Genomic DNA, 14,916 nt, shown 5'->3' with positions numbered 1-14,916 from the left:
CGTCCGAATAGATCGCGGCTGCTACCGGCGCGGCGCGGTGCGTCACTGCGCCGGTGTGCGTGCTGCCGTCAATGCGCGTCGACGAATCGCGGATCGATATACGCGTCGACGTCCTGCGACTGCTTGTACACGGCGTTACGCACGTTGAACGCATTCGCGTTGCGCGTCGAGCCGTAGATCGAATCGAGGCCGTCGCCCTTGCGGAACGCGCGCTTCGCGGCCGCCTCGTCGAGCAGGTGCGTGCCCTTCAGCAGCGGCAGATATTGCGCCGGCGCGAGCCCGACGCGCGCCGACATGATCTTGACCGCATCGGCCTGCGTCTTCGGATCGTTGATGTACGCGACGCAGCGATACCAGACCTTGACGACCTTCGCCCAGTCCGCGCGGCGCGCGGCGAGGCTCGCCGGTGCGACCGTGATCGCATCGTAGATCAGCCCGGGCGCATCCGCCGACGTGAAGATCGCGCGTGCGCCGGGCGCACGCTTCAACGCCTCGCCGGCGTTGGGTTGCCATGCGGCTACTGCGGCGATGTCGGCCGACGAACCGAGCACCTGCGGCAACTCGTTGGTTTTCGCGTTCACGAGCGTGACGTCGCCGTCCTTGAGCCCGTGCTTCTGCAGCGCGGTCTCGAGCAGCAGATGATCGACGAGGCCGAGCTCGACGCCCACCTTCTTGCCCTTCAGCGCCTCGACGGTGCGCAGCGGCGGCTTCGCGACGATCATGTCGTTGCCGGCCGAATAGTCGGTCAGCAGGATCATCACGTTCTTCGCGCCGGATGCACCCGTCACGAGCGCATCGCCGTTGGTCGCCGCGACCGCGTCCAGCTTGCCGGCCGAAAACGCGTCGAGCGACGCCGAATAATCGAACCATTCGAAATCGACGTCGACGCCGGCCTCCTTGAACCAGCCCTTGTCGAGCGCGACCTGGAATGCGACCCAGCCCGGCCAGTCGCTGTAGCCGATCTTGAGCGGGGCCGCCGCCTGCGCGGCGGGCGCCGCCCATAGCGCGGCAGCCGCGACGGCGGCGCCGAAGGCATGACGGATGAAACGGAGGGACGGGAGGCGGCGCAGCGCCGCGGCGGGACGGGTCATCGTTGTTCTCCAGGAGACCGGGTTCGGGGATCGTCGATACGGAGCGTGCGCGAGCACACGTTCCGGCTGCGTGACCGGTTCCTGCGGATGCGGAACGAACGAAGCGGCCACGGAGAGGCGCGACGGCCGTTGCCATCGCCAATCTCCCGGGCTTTTGTCCCGCCGTGTAGCACGCGTGCATCCGGTCTCGCGATCGGACGAACCCGCGCCGGGCTGCTCTCGGACCAGACGTTCGATGAACCGGAACCCTAGCACCCCTAAGATGCGACTCCGCCGCACCTCTCGGCACCATGCCGAGCGAGAAGCGTGCCAACGGCGCGCGCCACCGCGCGTCAACGGCGGCGCATGGTGCGCTGAAGTTCGATGAAGCGGGCGGCGAACAGCGCGCTCAGTGCGCGCCGGAGCAGGTCGAGCTTGTTCATGAAGGATCGCGCATCGAGTGACGGTGCGCCACTTTCAGCAATGCCCATGCCATCGCGGCGCGGCCGTTGCGCGAGCGCGTGGTGCGCACTGCGCCGGTGCGCGACGGCGTGCGCATGGTGCGCTGCGCGCCCGCTGCGAGGGCACGCGCATGCGGCGGCGCATCGGATGTCGCACGGCATCGCGCCGCCGGGCCGCGTTGCGTGGTGATCGCGCCGCGGCTGGCACGCAACTCGCTTATTCGACGCCCGAGAGGTGCGAAGCAATTTGCATCATCTTCAGGATCGCTAGGGTTCCGGTCGTGCGGCGTGCGCCGCGCGATGCCTGGTCCGAGAGCAATCCGGTCTTGCCTTCGCCTCGATCCGAGGAAACGGCGAGGCTCCACGGAGGGATAAAAGCCCGGGAGGTCGCGATGTCGTTCTGTCGCCCTCTCACGCCCTTTGTCCAACCGACCACGGAGCCGCCATGTCGCCGAGCCCCCAAGCCGTCCTCGCCCCGCCGCCACACGTCGCGTGGGAAATGCTGATTCCCGCCGGAACCCACTGGTCCGGCATCCTGCGCCGCGGTCTCGCGCTGCGCATCGTCGACGTCGACGGCGGCGCGAACCTGTCCGCCGTCTTTCATCGTCAGGAAGACCTGCTCGAACGCTACAACATGGCCGACACGCTGAAGGCGCAACACACCGCGCATCTGACGCGCGGCCATGCGCTGTACACCGACATGGGGCGCGTGATCGCATCGATCACGGCCGATACGCTCGGCTGGCACGATCCGCTCGGCGGCGTCGGCGATGCGCGGCTGTTCGCGCAGAAGTACGGCACGTCGTCGTATCAGGCCGATCGCAACGGGATGATCCGCAACGGCCGCGACAGCCTCGTGCTCGAGCTCGCGAAGTACGGACTGTCGGCGCGCGATCTCGCCGCGAACGTCAATTTCTTCAGCAAGCTGGCCACACGCGACGACGGCGCGCTCGAATTCGTCGCCGGACATTCGCCTGCCGGCAGCGCGTTCGACTTGCGCTTCGAGATGAATACGCTCGCGGCGTTCTCGACCGCACCGCATCCGCTCGACCCGCGGCCCGACTATGCGCCGAAACCCGTGAAGCTGATCGCATATCGCGCGTATCCGGCCGACGGCGCGGCCCCCGACGACGACCTGTGCCGGCGCGCATGCGCGGAGAACGCGCGCGGCTTCACCAACACCGACCGTCTGTTTGCATGAGGAGCGAGACCATGCCGATCATCGAAAGCCGACTCGATCCGCGCAACGCGATTCACGATGTCACGCTGAACGCGGGCGACCCGTGGCTGCACGACCTCAAGCGCGGGCAGACGTTCCGCATTCTCGACCTGGAAGGCAACCAGGCCGTCGACACGCTGTTCTACCGCAGCGACGACCCCGAGGAGCGCTACAGCGCGCAGGACACGATTCGCGCGCAGCGCAACCTGTACCTGAGCGCGGGCAGCGTGCTCGTGTCGAACCGCGGCAACCCGATGGCGACGATCGTCGCCGATACGTGCGGCCGACACGACACGCTCGGCGGCGCGTGCGCGGCCGAGAGCAACACGGTGCGCTATGCGCTCGACAAGCGCTACATGCACAACTGCCGCGACAGTTTCCTCAACGCGATCGCGCACTGCACATGCGGCGCCGGCGCGCGGCTCACCAAGCGCGACCTGGTCGGCAACGTCAACTTCTTCATGAACGTGCCGGTCACGCCGCTCGGCGGCCTCACGTTCGAGGACGGTATCTCCGCGCCCGGCAAGTATGTCGAGATGCGTGCGGAGATGGACGTCACGGTGCTGATCTCGAACTGCCCGCAACTGAACAATCCGTGCAACGGCTACAACCCGACGCCTGTGCGCCTGATCGTGTGGGAGGCGGAATGAACGGCCGCCACGCTCACTATCGTTTGCTTCCCGCCAACGGGGCAGTCGCGTCCGTTGGGACGAAGCCGCGGGAGGCAACATGAGATTCGCGAAAGTCCTCGTTGCGAACCGCGGCGAAATTGCCTGCCGCGTGATCCGCACGCTGAAGCGCCTGGGCGTCGCGTCGGTCGCGATCTATTCGGATGCCGATCGCGACGCGCGCCACGTGGCGCTCGCCGATGAAGCGGTGCGTGTCGGCCCCGCACCCGCGGCCGACAGCTATCTGAACGTCGCGGCGATTCTCGCCGCCGCGCGCGACACCGGTGCGCAGGCCGTGCACCCTGGCTACGGCTTCCTGTCCGAGCACGCCGGCTTTGCCGATGCGTGCGAAGCGGCGGGCCTGCGCTTCATCGGGCCGAGCGGCGATCACATGCGCGCGTTCGGCCTCAAGCACACCGCGCGTGAACTCGCCGCCGCGCACGGCGTCGCGCTGCTGCCCGGCACCGGGCTGCTCGGCGATGTCGAGACGGCGCTCGCCGAGGCGGACGCGATCGGCTATCCGGTGATGCTCAAGAGCACCGCGGGCGGCGGCGGCATCGGCATGTCGCTGTGCCGCGATGCCGCGCAGCTCGGTGCGGCTTTCGAATCCGTCGTGCGACTCGGCACCGCGAACTTCGCGCATGCAGGCGTCTATCTGGAGAAGTTCGTCGAACACGCGCGGCACATCGAAGTGCAGATCTTCGGCGACGGCCGAGGCGGCGCGATCGCGCTCGGCGAACGCGATTGCTCGGTGCAGCGCCGCAACCAGAAGGTGATCGAGGAAACGCCCGCGCCCGATCTGACCGGCGCGGAACGCGACGCATTGCACGCGAGCGCGGTGCGGCTCGCGCGCGCGGTGGGTTACGCCTCGGCCGGTACGGTCGAATTCGTGTTCGATGCGACCGCTCGGCGGTTCTATTTCCTCGAGGTGAACACGCGGCTGCAGGTCGAACATTGCGTGACCGAGGAAGTGACCGGCGTCGATCTCGTGGAATGGATGATCCTGCAGGCCGAAGGCGACCTGCCGCCGCTCGACACGCTTGCCGTTGCGCCGCGCGGTGCGAGCATCCAGGTGCGGCTCTATGCGGAGGATCCGCACAAGCAGTTCCAGCCCAGCGCAGGGCTGCTCACGCACGTATCGTTTCCGCAGAACGTTCGCGTGGACGGCTGGATCGACGCGGGCACGGAGATCAGCGCGCACTACGATCCGCTGCTCGCGAAGCTGATCGTGCGCGGCGACACGCGGCGCGATGCGCTGGCCGCACTGCGGGCCGCGCTCGACGATACCGAGCTGTACGGGATCGAGACCAATCTCGACTATCTGCGCGCTGTCGTCGGCTCCGACACGTTCGCGCGCGGCGCACCGACGACGGCCTTCCTGTCGCGCTTCGCGTTCGCGCCGCACACGCTCGACGTGCTCGACGGCGGCGTGCAGACCACCGTGCAGCAGGCGCCGGGGCGCGTCGGCTACTGGAGCGTCGGCGTGCCGCCGTCAGGACCGATGGACGATCGCGCATTCGACCTCGCGAACGCGCTGCTCGGCAACGCGCGCGACGCGGCCGGGCTCGAATTCACGATGGTCGGCGCGACGCTGCGCTTCAATACCGCGACGCTCTTCGCGCTCGGCGGCGCACCGTTCGCGGCCACGCTCGATGGTGAACCCGTGCCGTTCTGGCAGGTCGTGCGTGCGCGCGCGGGCGCGGTATTGAAACTGGGCGGCGTGACGGGCGCGGGCGTGCGCGCGTGTCTCGCAGTGAAGGGCGGGCTGCAGGTGCCCGACTATCTCGGCAGCAAGGCGACCTTTACGCTGGGCCAGTTCGGCGGCCACGCCGGCCGCGCGCTGCGCAAGGGCGACGTGCTGCATCTGCACGCGGACGCCGGGCGTGGCGACGCCGGCGCGACGCTGGCCGCAGCCGACGTTCCCGCGCTGACGCATGCGTGGACGCTCGGCGTGCTCGACGGTCCGCATGGCGCGCCCGACTTCTTCACGCCGGACGACATCGCGATGCTGTACGGCACGCAGTGGACCGTCCACTACAACTCCAGCCGAACCGGCGTGCGGCTGATCGGCCCGAAGCCGCAATGGGCGCGTGCGGACGGCGGCGAGGCGGGGCTGCATCCGTCGAATATCCACGACAACGCGTATGCGATCGGCGCCGTCGATTTCACCGGCGACATGCCCGTGATTCTCGGCCCGGACGGGCCGAGCCTCGGCGGCTTCGTGTGTCCGGTGACGGTCGTGCGCGACGAGCTGTGGAAGCTCGGGCAGTTGCGGCCCGGCGATACCGTGCAGTTCGTACGCGCGGGCGCGGGGATGCCGCCGGATGCCGCGGCGCAGTCGACGCGTGAGGTCGCCGCCGTAGCATCCGGATCGTCCGACGACTGCGTGCTTTACCGCGACCCGTCGGCCGGCGGCGGCATCGGCGTCGTCTACCGGCGCTCGGGCGACTGCAACGTGCTCGTCGAATACGGGCCGCTCGTGCTCGACCTGAACCTGCGCTTTCGCGTGCACGCATTGATGTGCTGGCTCGACGCGCACCGGCTGCCCGGCATGCTCGACCTGACGCCCGGCATCCGCTCGCTTCAGGTGCAGTTCGACGCGCGGACGCTGCCGCTTGCCCGGCTGCTCGCGCATCTGCAAGCTGCCGAGCGCGAACTGCCCGACGTAACCGACATGCGCGTGCCGAATCGCATCGTCCATCTGCCGCTGTCGTGGGACGACCCGTCGACGCGCGTGGCGATCGAGCGCTACATGCAGTCGGTGCGGCCCGATGCGCCGTGGTGCCCGAGCAATATCGAGTTCATCCGGCGCATCAACGGCCTCGCGAGCATCGACGACGTGAAGCGCATCGTATTCGACGCGCGCTACCTGGTGATGGGGCTCGGCGACGTCTATCTCGGTGCGCCCGTCGCGACGCCGATCGATCCGCGGCACCGGCTCGTGACGACGAAGTACAACCCCGCGCGCACCTGGACGCCGGAGAATGCGGTCGGGATCGGCGGCGCGTATCTGTGCGTGTACGGGATGGAAGGGCCCGGCGGCTATCAGTTCGTCGGCCGCACCGTGCAGATGTGGAATCGCCATCGCACGACGCGCGAATTCGAGGCCGGCAAGCCGTGGCTGCTGCGTTTCTTCGACGAGATCCGGTTCTATGAGGTCAGCGAGGCCGAGCTGAGCGCGTTGCGTGCGGATTTCATCGCGGGCCGCGCGACGCTGAAGATCGAGGAATCGGTGTTCGACCTGCGCGCGTACAACCGCTTCCTGCGCGATGAAGCGGATTCGATCGCCGCGTTCAAGGCGACGCAGCAGGCCGCATTCGACGCGGAACGCGAACGCTGGCGCGCGGCCGGCCATGCGGAATACGTCGGCGACGCGGAGCACGGCGACGCGCAAGCGGACCGGGTAGAGGGCGCACTCGACGACGCGCAGCGCGCGATTGCCGCGGACGTGTCGGGCAGCGTGTGGAAGGTGCTGGTCGAACCCGGCGAACGCGTGACCGAAGGGCAGGTCGTCGCGATCGTCGAGTCGATGAAGATGGAGGTGGCGGTGACGGCAACGGAAGACGGCACGATCGAGACGATCGATTGCGCGCCCGGCACGGCGGTGGTGGCCGGCCAGCGGCTGATGGTGATGAAGGCGGGCGCCGCCGAGGAGGTCGCATGAGCACGGCCGAACGCTCGATCCTGCCCGGCTTGCACTCGATTGCCGCGCTGCGCGCGCGCTACGCGGCGGGCGACCTGACGCCGCATGCGCTCGTCGACGCGATCGCCGCGCACTTCGACGAGGGCGACCCGCACCATGCGTGGATCCGGCCGCTCACGCGCGACGAGATGATGGCGTACGCCGACGCGCTGGCCGCACGCGACATCGCATCGTTGCCGTTGTACGGCGTGCCGTTCGCGATCAAGGACAACATCGACCTCGCCGGCATCCCGACGACGGCGGCCTGCCCCGCCTATGCGTACACGCCGGCGCGCAGCGCGCCGGTGGTCGAGCGGTTGATCGCGGCCGGCGCGATTCCGGTCGGCAAGACGAATCTCGACCAGTTCGCGACCGGTCTCTCGGGGCAGCGCTCGCCTTACGGCGCGTGCCGCAACGCGCTCGACCCGCGCTACGCGTCGGGCGGCTCGAGTTCCGGCTCGGCGGTGGCGGTGGCGCTCGGCGTCGCGACGTTCTCGCTCGGCACCGACACCGCCGGCTCCGGGCGCGTGCCCGCCGCGTTCCACGGGCTCGTCGGGCTCAAGCCGACGCGCGGCGTGCTCAGCACGCTCGGCGTCGTGCCGGCCTGCCGGTCGCTCGATTGCATGTCGGTGTTCGCGCGTTCGGCCGACGACGCGCGCACCGTGTTCGCCGCCGCGCACGGCGTGACGGAAGGCGATCCGTACGCACGCGCCTGGCAGCCGCTGTTGGGTGCGGACGGGTTGCGTGCGCAGCCGGCACGCCCGCTCGCGCAATCGCGTTTCGGCATGCCGCGTGCCGATCAGCTCGAATTCTTCGGCGACGATTCGTACCGCGCGGCCTGGGGCGCGGCGCTCGAACGGTTGCGCGCGACCGGCGCACGGCTCGTCGAGATCGACTTCGGCCCGTTCCTCGCCGCCGCCCGGCTGCTGTACGAAGGCCCGTGGGTCGCCGAGCGGCTCGCGGCGATCGGCGCGTTTGCCGCGCGCGAGCCCGATGCGCTGCATCCGGTGATTCGTGAAATCGTCGGCGGCGCGGCGCGCTTCAGCGCCGCCGATGCCTTCGCCGCCTTCGACCGGCTCGCGGCGCTGCGCGTCGACGCGGCCCGCGCATGGGACGGCGTCGACGCGATCGTGATGCCGACTTCGGCGACGACCGCGACCGTCGATGCGCTGGAAGCCGATCCGATCGCGATCAATTCCCGCTTCGGCTACTACACGAACTTCGTGAACCTGCTCGACCTGTCGGCGATCGCGGTGCCTGCCGGCACGTGCGCAACCGGACCGCATGCGGGCTTGCCGTTCGGGATCACGTTCGTCGGCCGCGCGCACGACGACGCGCGTCTGCTCGATCTCGCGCATGCGTGGGGCGACGGCGCTGCCGCGGTCGCCGACGTTCGGCCGTCTGCGGCAGCGACGTCGGCGCGTGAAGCAGCCGCGGGTGTCGTGCGGGTGGCCGTCGTCGGTGCGCATTTGCGCGGCGAACCGTTGAACTGGCAGCTCACGCAGCGCGGCGCGCGGTTCGTCGCCGCGACGACGACCGCGCCGGCCTATCGGCTCTACGCGCTGTCCGCCGCCGCGAGCGGCGGCGTCGCCAAACCGGGCCTCGTGCGCGTGCCGGAAGGCGGCGCGCCGATCGCGGTCGAGGTCTGGGAGATGCCGGTCGACGCGTATGGCAGCTTCGTCGCCGGCATCGCGGCGCCGCTCGGCATCGGCACGCTGACACTCGCCGACGGCTCGCGGGTGCAGGGCTTCCTGTGCGAGAGCGTAGCGCTCGACGATGCGCAGGACATCACGCGGTTCGGCGGCTGGCGCGCTTATCGCGCGCAAGCCGGCGGCGGCGCACTCCAATGAACGCACGGTCGCGCGATGCCCGTGCATCCGCGGCCGGCACCCGAAACGATACGGAGAATCCGATGACAACGACCCGCAACACGAACGGATGGCTCGCCGTGCGGCGCGAGCTGACGACGCGCGGAAAATGGACGCTCGGGCTGGCGTCCTTCCTGCTGCCGTTCGCCGTCTGGTGCCTGATCAGCTACGTCCCGTTCGTATGGCACCCGCAGGTGCGCATCACGAATCCCGGCAGCGTCGACTATTTCCAGGCCGGCATGCAGGTCGAGCGCGACGTGTTCGACGACGAGCTTGCGCATGCGCGGGCCGCGCACACGGCGGTGCCCGAAGGCGAGCGCGCGAATCCGGTCTACCTGCCGGCGCCGCATCAGGTGCTGCGTGCGTTCTACACGGCGTTCACGACGCCGCCCGCGTCGCGCGACTGTGTATGGCTGCACGAAAGCCTGTGGCACAGCATCCGCATCATCTTCTGGGGCTTCGTGATTTCGTCCGCGATCGGCGTGCCGCTCGGCATCGTCTGCGGCACCTTCAGCGCGCTCGCGCGGCTGCAGGAGCCTTTCCTGGAGTTCTTCCGCTATTTGCCGGCGCCCGCGTTCGGCGCGCTGATGGTCGCGATTCTCGGCATCTATGACGCGCCGAAGATCGCGATCATCGTGATCGGAACGCTGTTCCAGCAAGTGCTGATCATCGCGAACACCACGCGCAAGCTCGAATACGGGCTGTTCGAAGCCGCGATGACGCTCGGCACGAAGAAACTGAAGCTGCTTACCCACGTCGTGATTCCGGGCGTGCTGCCGGACCTGTATCGCGATCAGCGGATCCTGCTCGGCTGGGCCTGGACTTACCTGATCGTCGCTGAGCTCGTCGGCACGAGCTCGGGCATCACGTGGTACATCAGCCAGCAGGCGCGCTACCAGCATTTCGACAACGTGTACGCGGCGATCCTGATGATCGGGATCATCGGCCTCGGCACCGACATCGTGCTCGGGCTGCTCGGCCGCCGGCTTTTTCCGTGGGACCGCACGCTGAAAGCGTGAACGCCGTCCGCACGCACCCAACGACCGATTTGAGCAGAGGGCATCATGCAGAACCCGCAAGCCATTCCCGATTACCTGATTCAATCCGACGCGGTGCGCGAGCGCTTCACACGGCTGAAGGCCCGCGAAGTGATACTCGACGTGCGGCACGTCGGCAAACCCTTCACGACGCCGCAGGGCGAATGCGTCGCGCTCGACGACATCAGTTTCCGCACGCACCGGCGCGAGTTCGTGTGCGTGATCGGCCCGTCCGGCTGCGGCAAGTCGACGTTGATCCGGATCCTGGCCGGACTCGATGCGCAGACGAGCGGCGAGGTGCTGCTGGACGGCAAGCCGGTGGACGGGCCGGGCGCCGATCGCGGGATGGTGTTCCAGGGGTATACGCTGTTTCCGTGGCTCACGGTGAAGAAGAACGTAATGTTCGGGCTTCGCATGAACGGCAGCAGCAGCAGCGTGGCCGAGCGCGAGGCGCTGCAGTGGCTCGATCTCGTCGGGCTGACGCGCTTCGCCGACGTGTATCCGCACCAGTTGTCGGGCGGCATGAAGCAGCGCGTGGCGATCGCGCGCGCGCTCGCGAACCGTCCGCGCATCCTGCTGATGGACGAACCGTTCGGCGCGCTGGATGCGCAAACGCGTGCGAAGATGCAGACACATCTGCTCGACATCTGGCGCAACATCGACGTGACGATCCTGTTCATCACGCACGACCTCGACGAGGCGATCTTTCTGGCCGACCGGATCCTGGTGCTGAAGGCGAATCCGGGCGGCGTGCAGGAACTGATCGAGGTGCCGGTGCCGCGGCCGCGCGATTATTCGCAGGTCAATACGCCGGAATTCATCGCGACGAAGGCGCGACTCGAAGCGCTGATTCATCCGAAGGAGGCCGCGCCGGTCGAAGATGACGGGATCAAGCCGCACATGATCCGGATGACGGACGTTGCGGATAACGTCGAATAGCGGCGTGTAGCTTGGAGCGTGCAGCGCCGGGGTTCATACCGCACGCGACGCGCTCGACGCACTCTGCCGTGCGCTGCGGCACGACCGCGCATGCGAGCCGCAAACCCGGACACATCGCCTTGCTGTAGCGCGCTGGAATAGATCACGCGATCACGCGATCGCGCCGCTCGAGATTTTTCAACGCCGGCAGCGGGCGGTCGAGATAGCGCTACCCGCTGTCGAAGTCGTCTTCGACGAACCGGCCGACGTCTTGTCGTTCCAGTCGAGCAGCGCGATGCGCCGCGACAGCGGCAGCGTATCCGAGCGGCCTCCGATGCGGCGGCGTCACGCGCGAGAAGCGCGCCCGCAGGTCCAGTTGCATCTTGCGCTGGACGTCGATCCGTTCGGCTTCCACCGGCGCCGGCACCTGCTGCACGTCTGTTTCGGACAGGAAGCCGCACGCGAGCAGACACCCGGCATCCTCTCGCGTCTGATCGAATCCCGGATTTGTCTAGTCATCCTGCGGATTCGATCGCTCGGCGTGCACCAACTCCGTGCCTGAATTCGCTGCCGAGACGCGCTGCTGCGCCCCGAAATTAGGGGATTTCCCGCGCTTTGCCGGTTTTTTTTGATCACTGCTTGTCGGGCCGTTTTTCTTCTTGCATGCTTGTATAGACAAATTCCTGAGGCAGCTTGCTGCTCCGAAGGGATGGCGAACTTCAACGCAAGGAGAAATCTCGTGAACGGCAAGCGCATCAACTGGGCAATCAGGACGATCGGCTTCGTCGCGGCTGCGGCGGCAACACTTGCTGCACCGGTACAGGCGAAGGAGTGGAAGACCGTCACGGTCGCGCTCGAAGGCGGCTACGCGCCGTGGAACCTCACGCTGCCGGGCGGCAAGCTGGGCGGCTTCGAACCGGAGCTGCTTGCCAATGTGTGCGAGCGGATCAAGGTGCAGTGCAACATGGTCGCGCAGGACTGGGACGGGATGATTCCCGGCCTGCAGGCCGGGAAGTTCGACATCCTGATGGACGCGATCTCGATCACGCCGGAGCGCGAGAAGATCCTGCTGTTCTCGCGTCCGTATGCGGCGACGCCGGCGACCTTCGCCGTCACCGATACGAAGATCCTGCCGAAGGCGGCGCCCGGCGCCCCGATCGTCAAGCTGACCGGCGATGCGAACGCCGACAAGCCGACCGTCGACGCGCTGCGCAAGCAGCTGAAGGGCAAGACGATCGGCATCCAGTCGGGCACGGTCTATACGAAGTTCATCAACGACAGCTTCAAGGACATCGCGTCGATCCGCGTGTACAAGACGTCGCCCGAGCGGGATCTCGACCTCGTCGCGGGGCGTATCGATGCGTCGTTCGACGATGTCACGTACTACGCGGCGAACAATGCGAAGAAGGACAACGCATCGATCGTACTCGCGGGGCCGAAGCTCGGCGGACCGATCTGGGGGCCCGGCGAAGGGCTCGCGTTCCGCAAGCAGGATGCCGACCTGAAGACGAAGTTCGATACGGCGATCGGCGCGGCACTCGCGGACGGCACGGTGAAGAAACTGGCCGACAAATGGTTCAAGACCGACGTCACGCCGTAAGCGGGTGATCTGCCGCCGCCGCGCAAGCGGCTCGCACGCGCGCGGCGGCATGCGCCTGACGATTCATTCAACGCTTGCAGGAGGCACGCATGGCGATTCTCGAAATGCTCGGCTTCGGCGCCGAAGGCTGGGGTGGCGTGCTGCTGCTCGCCGCGCTGATGACCGTCGCGCTGACGCTGGCCGCGCTGGCGGTCGGCGCCGTCATCGGCGCGGCGATCGCGGCGGCGAAGCTGTCGCGCTACCACAGCGCGCGCGTGCTCGGCGACCTGTACACGACCGTGTTTCGCGGCGTGCCCGAATTGCTCGTCATCTACCTGTTCTATTTCGGCGGCTCGACGCTCGTTACGGCCGTCGGCCAATGGTTCGGTGCGGAAGGCTTCATCGGCGTGCCGCCGTTCGTGATCGGCGCGCTCGCGGTCGGCATGATCTCCGGTGCGTACCAGGCGGAGGTGTATCGCGCGGCCGTGCTCGCGGTTTCGAAGGGTGAGCTGGAAGCGGCGCGCTCGATCGGCATGCCGCGCAGCATGGTGCTGCGCCGCATCCTGATTCCGCAGGTGCTGCGCTTCGCATTGCCGGGTGTCGGCAACGTGTGGCAACTGAGCCTGAAGGACTCGGCATTGATCTCGGTCACCGGCCTCGCCGAGTTGCTGCGCACGAGCCAGATCGCCGCGAATTCGACGCACCAGTATTTCGTGTTCTTCGTCGCGGGCGGTGCGTTGTATCTGCTGATGACGGGGCTGTCGAACCGCGTGTTCAACCGGGCCGAGGCGATCGTCGGCCGATCGTTTCGCCGCAATTTCGCGCGCAATTGACGGAGAACCAGCATGTCCATCGATTTCGCCTTTCTCGTCGATACGCTGCGCCAGCTCCTCGCGGCCGTGCCCACCACGCTTGGCCTGTTCTCCGCATCGCTCGTACTCGGCGGCCTGCTGTCGCTCGTGATCGTCGCGATGCGCGTGTCGCCGCATTGGTTGCCGAACCGCTTTGCGCGGGCCTACATCCTCGTGTTTCGCGGCTCGCCGCTGCTGATCCAGATGTTCCTCGTGTATTACGGGCTCGGTCAGTTCGGCGTGATCCGCGAGAGCTTCATGTGGCCGCTGCTGCGCGAGCCGTACGTGTGCGCGGTGCTCTCGCTCGCGCTGTGCACGGCGGGCTACACGGCCGAGATTCTGCGCGGCGGGTTGATGGCCGTGCCGGTTGGCCAGATCGAGGCCGGATATTCGATCGGGCTGTCGGGCTTGGCGCTGCTGCGTCGCGTGATCGGTCCGATCGCGTTGCGCCAGTGCCTGCCCGCGTATTCGACCGAAGCCGTGCTGCTCGTCAAGTCGACCGCGCTGGCCAGCCTCGTCACCGTATGGGAAGTGACGGGCGTCGCGCAGCAGATCATCCAGCAAACGTATCGGACGACCGAGGTGTTCATCTGCGCGGCCCTCATCTATCTCGGCCTGAACTTCATCGTCGTGCGCGTGCTCGGCGCGCTCGAATGGCGACTATCCGGCCACCTGCGTGCGCCGAAGCCATCCGGTGCGCCGGCCGCGGCGACGCGCAATCCTCAACGCGTCGCGCCATGAGCGCGCCCGTTCTTTCCAGGAGAATCCGATGAACACCGCTGCTCCCGTTGCGCTGTCGGTCAGGAACATTCACAAGTCGTTCGGCGATCACCACGTTCTGAAGGGCATTTCGCTCGACGCGCACGAGGGTGACGTCATCTCGATTCTCGGCGCGAGCGGATCGGGAAAAAGCACGTTCCTGCGCTGCCTGAATCTGCTCGAGACGCCCGACGACGGCTCCGTCGCGCTCGGCGGAGAGGAGCTGGCGATGAAGCGCGCGCGCGACGGCAAGCTGCATCCGAGCGATCGGCGCCAGGTCGACCGGATCCGCTCCCAGCTCGGGATGGTGTTCCAGAACTTCAACCTCTGGTCGCACATGACCGTGCTCGACAATCTCGTCGAGGGGCCGCTGCGCGTGCAGAAGCGCAGCCGCGCGGAAGCGGTCGAGGAGGCCGAGGCGCTGCTCGCGCGCGTCGGCCTCGCCGACAAGCGCGGCTACTATCCGGCTCATCTGTCGGGCGGCCAGCAGCAGCGCGTCGCGATTGCCCGCGCGCTCGCGATGCATCCGAAGGTGATGCTGTTCGACGAACCGACGTCCGCGCTCGACCCCGAGCTGGTCGGCGAGGTGCTGCGCGTGATGCGCTCGCTCGCGGAAGAAGGGCGCACGATGCTGGTCGTCACGCACGAGATGGGTTTTGCACGTCACGTGTCGAATCGCGTGATGTTCCTGCATCAGGGCGAGGTCGACACGGACGGAACGCCGGACGACGTGTTCGGCGGCCACACCTCCGAGCGCTTCCGGCAATTCGTGTCGAGCCACCACGACCGCACCACGAACTGAGG

12 protein-coding genes and 2 riboswitches are annotated in these 14,916 nt (G+C 67.8%); of the genes, 11 read left to right on the top strand and 1 reads right to left on the bottom strand.

Annotated features, from left to right (window positions below; all coding sequences use genetic code 11):
* Positions 1 to 68 precede the first annotated feature (68 nt).
* Complete coding sequence (locus tag WK25_RS17305) at positions 69 to 1,091, bottom strand: ABC transporter substrate-binding protein (protein WP_038570797.1); 1,023 nt, start codon at positions 1,089 to 1,091, stop codon at positions 69 to 71.
* A 141-nt stretch (positions 1,092 to 1,232) separates the two neighbouring features.
* A riboswitch (guanidine-I (ykkC/yxkD leader) is annotated at positions 1,233 to 1,354 on the bottom strand.
* Between the two features lie 433 nt (positions 1,355 to 1,787).
* A riboswitch (guanidine-I (ykkC/yxkD leader) is annotated at positions 1,788 to 1,919 on the top strand.
* A gap of 57 nt (positions 1,920 to 1,976) precedes the next feature.
* On the opposite strand from WK25_RS17305, the gene WK25_RS17295 reads away from it, so the two are divergent.
* From WK25_RS17295 to WK25_RS17245, 11 genes are all read left to right on the top strand, one after another.
* Positions 1,977 to 2,732, top strand: coding sequence for an urea amidolyase associated protein UAAP1 (locus WK25_RS17295; RefSeq protein WP_038570788.1), 756 nt, complete (start codon positions 1,977 to 1,979; stop codon positions 2,730 to 2,732).
* An 11-nt stretch (positions 2,733 to 2,743) separates the two neighbouring features.
* Positions 2,744 to 3,400 (top strand): urea amidolyase associated protein UAAP2, encoded by a 657-nt coding sequence (locus tag WK25_RS17290; protein ID WP_006413541.1) that lies wholly within the window; start codon positions 2,744 to 2,746, stop codon positions 3,398 to 3,400.
* 79 nt (positions 3,401 to 3,479) lie between these two features.
* Positions 3,480 to 7,082, top strand: coding sequence for an urea carboxylase (gene uca, locus WK25_RS17285; protein ID WP_069242199.1), 3,603 nt, complete (start codon positions 3,480 to 3,482; stop codon positions 7,080 to 7,082).
* A complete protein-coding gene (gene atzF, locus WK25_RS17280; RefSeq protein WP_069242198.1) occupies positions 7,079 to 8,950 on the top strand; it encodes an allophanate hydrolase in 1,872 nt (623 codons plus the stop codon). The genes uca and atzF overlap by 4 nt, the downstream gene beginning before the upstream one ends.
* A gap of 62 nt (positions 8,951 to 9,012) precedes the next feature.
* Entirely contained in the window at positions 9,013 to 9,987 is a 975-nt protein-coding gene (locus tag WK25_RS17275; RefSeq protein ID WP_069242451.1) for an ABC transporter permease, read from the top strand.
* 45 nt (positions 9,988 to 10,032) lie between these two features.
* Entirely contained in the window at positions 10,033 to 10,944 is a 912-nt protein-coding gene (locus tag WK25_RS17270; RefSeq protein ID WP_069242197.1) for an ABC transporter ATP-binding protein, read from the top strand.
* A 274-nt stretch (positions 10,945 to 11,218) separates the two neighbouring features.
* Complete coding sequence (locus WK25_RS31330; RefSeq protein ID WP_156789055.1) at positions 11,219 to 11,485, top strand: hypothetical protein; 267 nt, start codon at positions 11,219 to 11,221, stop codon at positions 11,483 to 11,485.
* 147 nt (positions 11,486 to 11,632) lie between these two features.
* Entirely contained in the window at positions 11,633 to 12,523 is an 891-nt protein-coding gene (locus WK25_RS17260) for a transporter substrate-binding domain-containing protein (protein ID WP_264162697.1), read from the top strand.
* 89 nt (positions 12,524 to 12,612) lie between these two features.
* Positions 12,613 to 13,335, top strand: coding sequence for an ABC transporter permease (locus WK25_RS17255; protein WP_069242196.1), 723 nt, complete (start codon positions 12,613 to 12,615; stop codon positions 13,333 to 13,335).
* Between the two features lie 12 nt (positions 13,336 to 13,347).
* Positions 13,348 to 14,094, top strand: coding sequence for an ABC transporter permease (locus WK25_RS17250; protein ID WP_038570773.1), 747 nt, complete (start codon positions 13,348 to 13,350; stop codon positions 14,092 to 14,094).
* Positions 14,095 to 14,122: 28 nt separating this feature from the next.
* The gene (locus WK25_RS17245) at positions 14,123 to 14,914 is read left to right on the top strand and encodes an ABC transporter ATP-binding protein (RefSeq protein ID WP_069242195.1); all 792 of its coding nucleotides are present in this window, start codon (positions 14,123 to 14,125) and stop codon (positions 14,912 to 14,914) included.
* Positions 14,915 to 14,916 lie beyond the last annotated feature (2 nt).

Source organism: Burkholderia latens, assembly GCF_001718795.1.
Taxonomy (GTDB): Bacteria; Pseudomonadota; Gammaproteobacteria; order Burkholderiales; family Burkholderiaceae; genus Burkholderia; species Burkholderia latens_A.
This window is presented reverse-complemented; position numbering and strand designations above follow the sequence as displayed.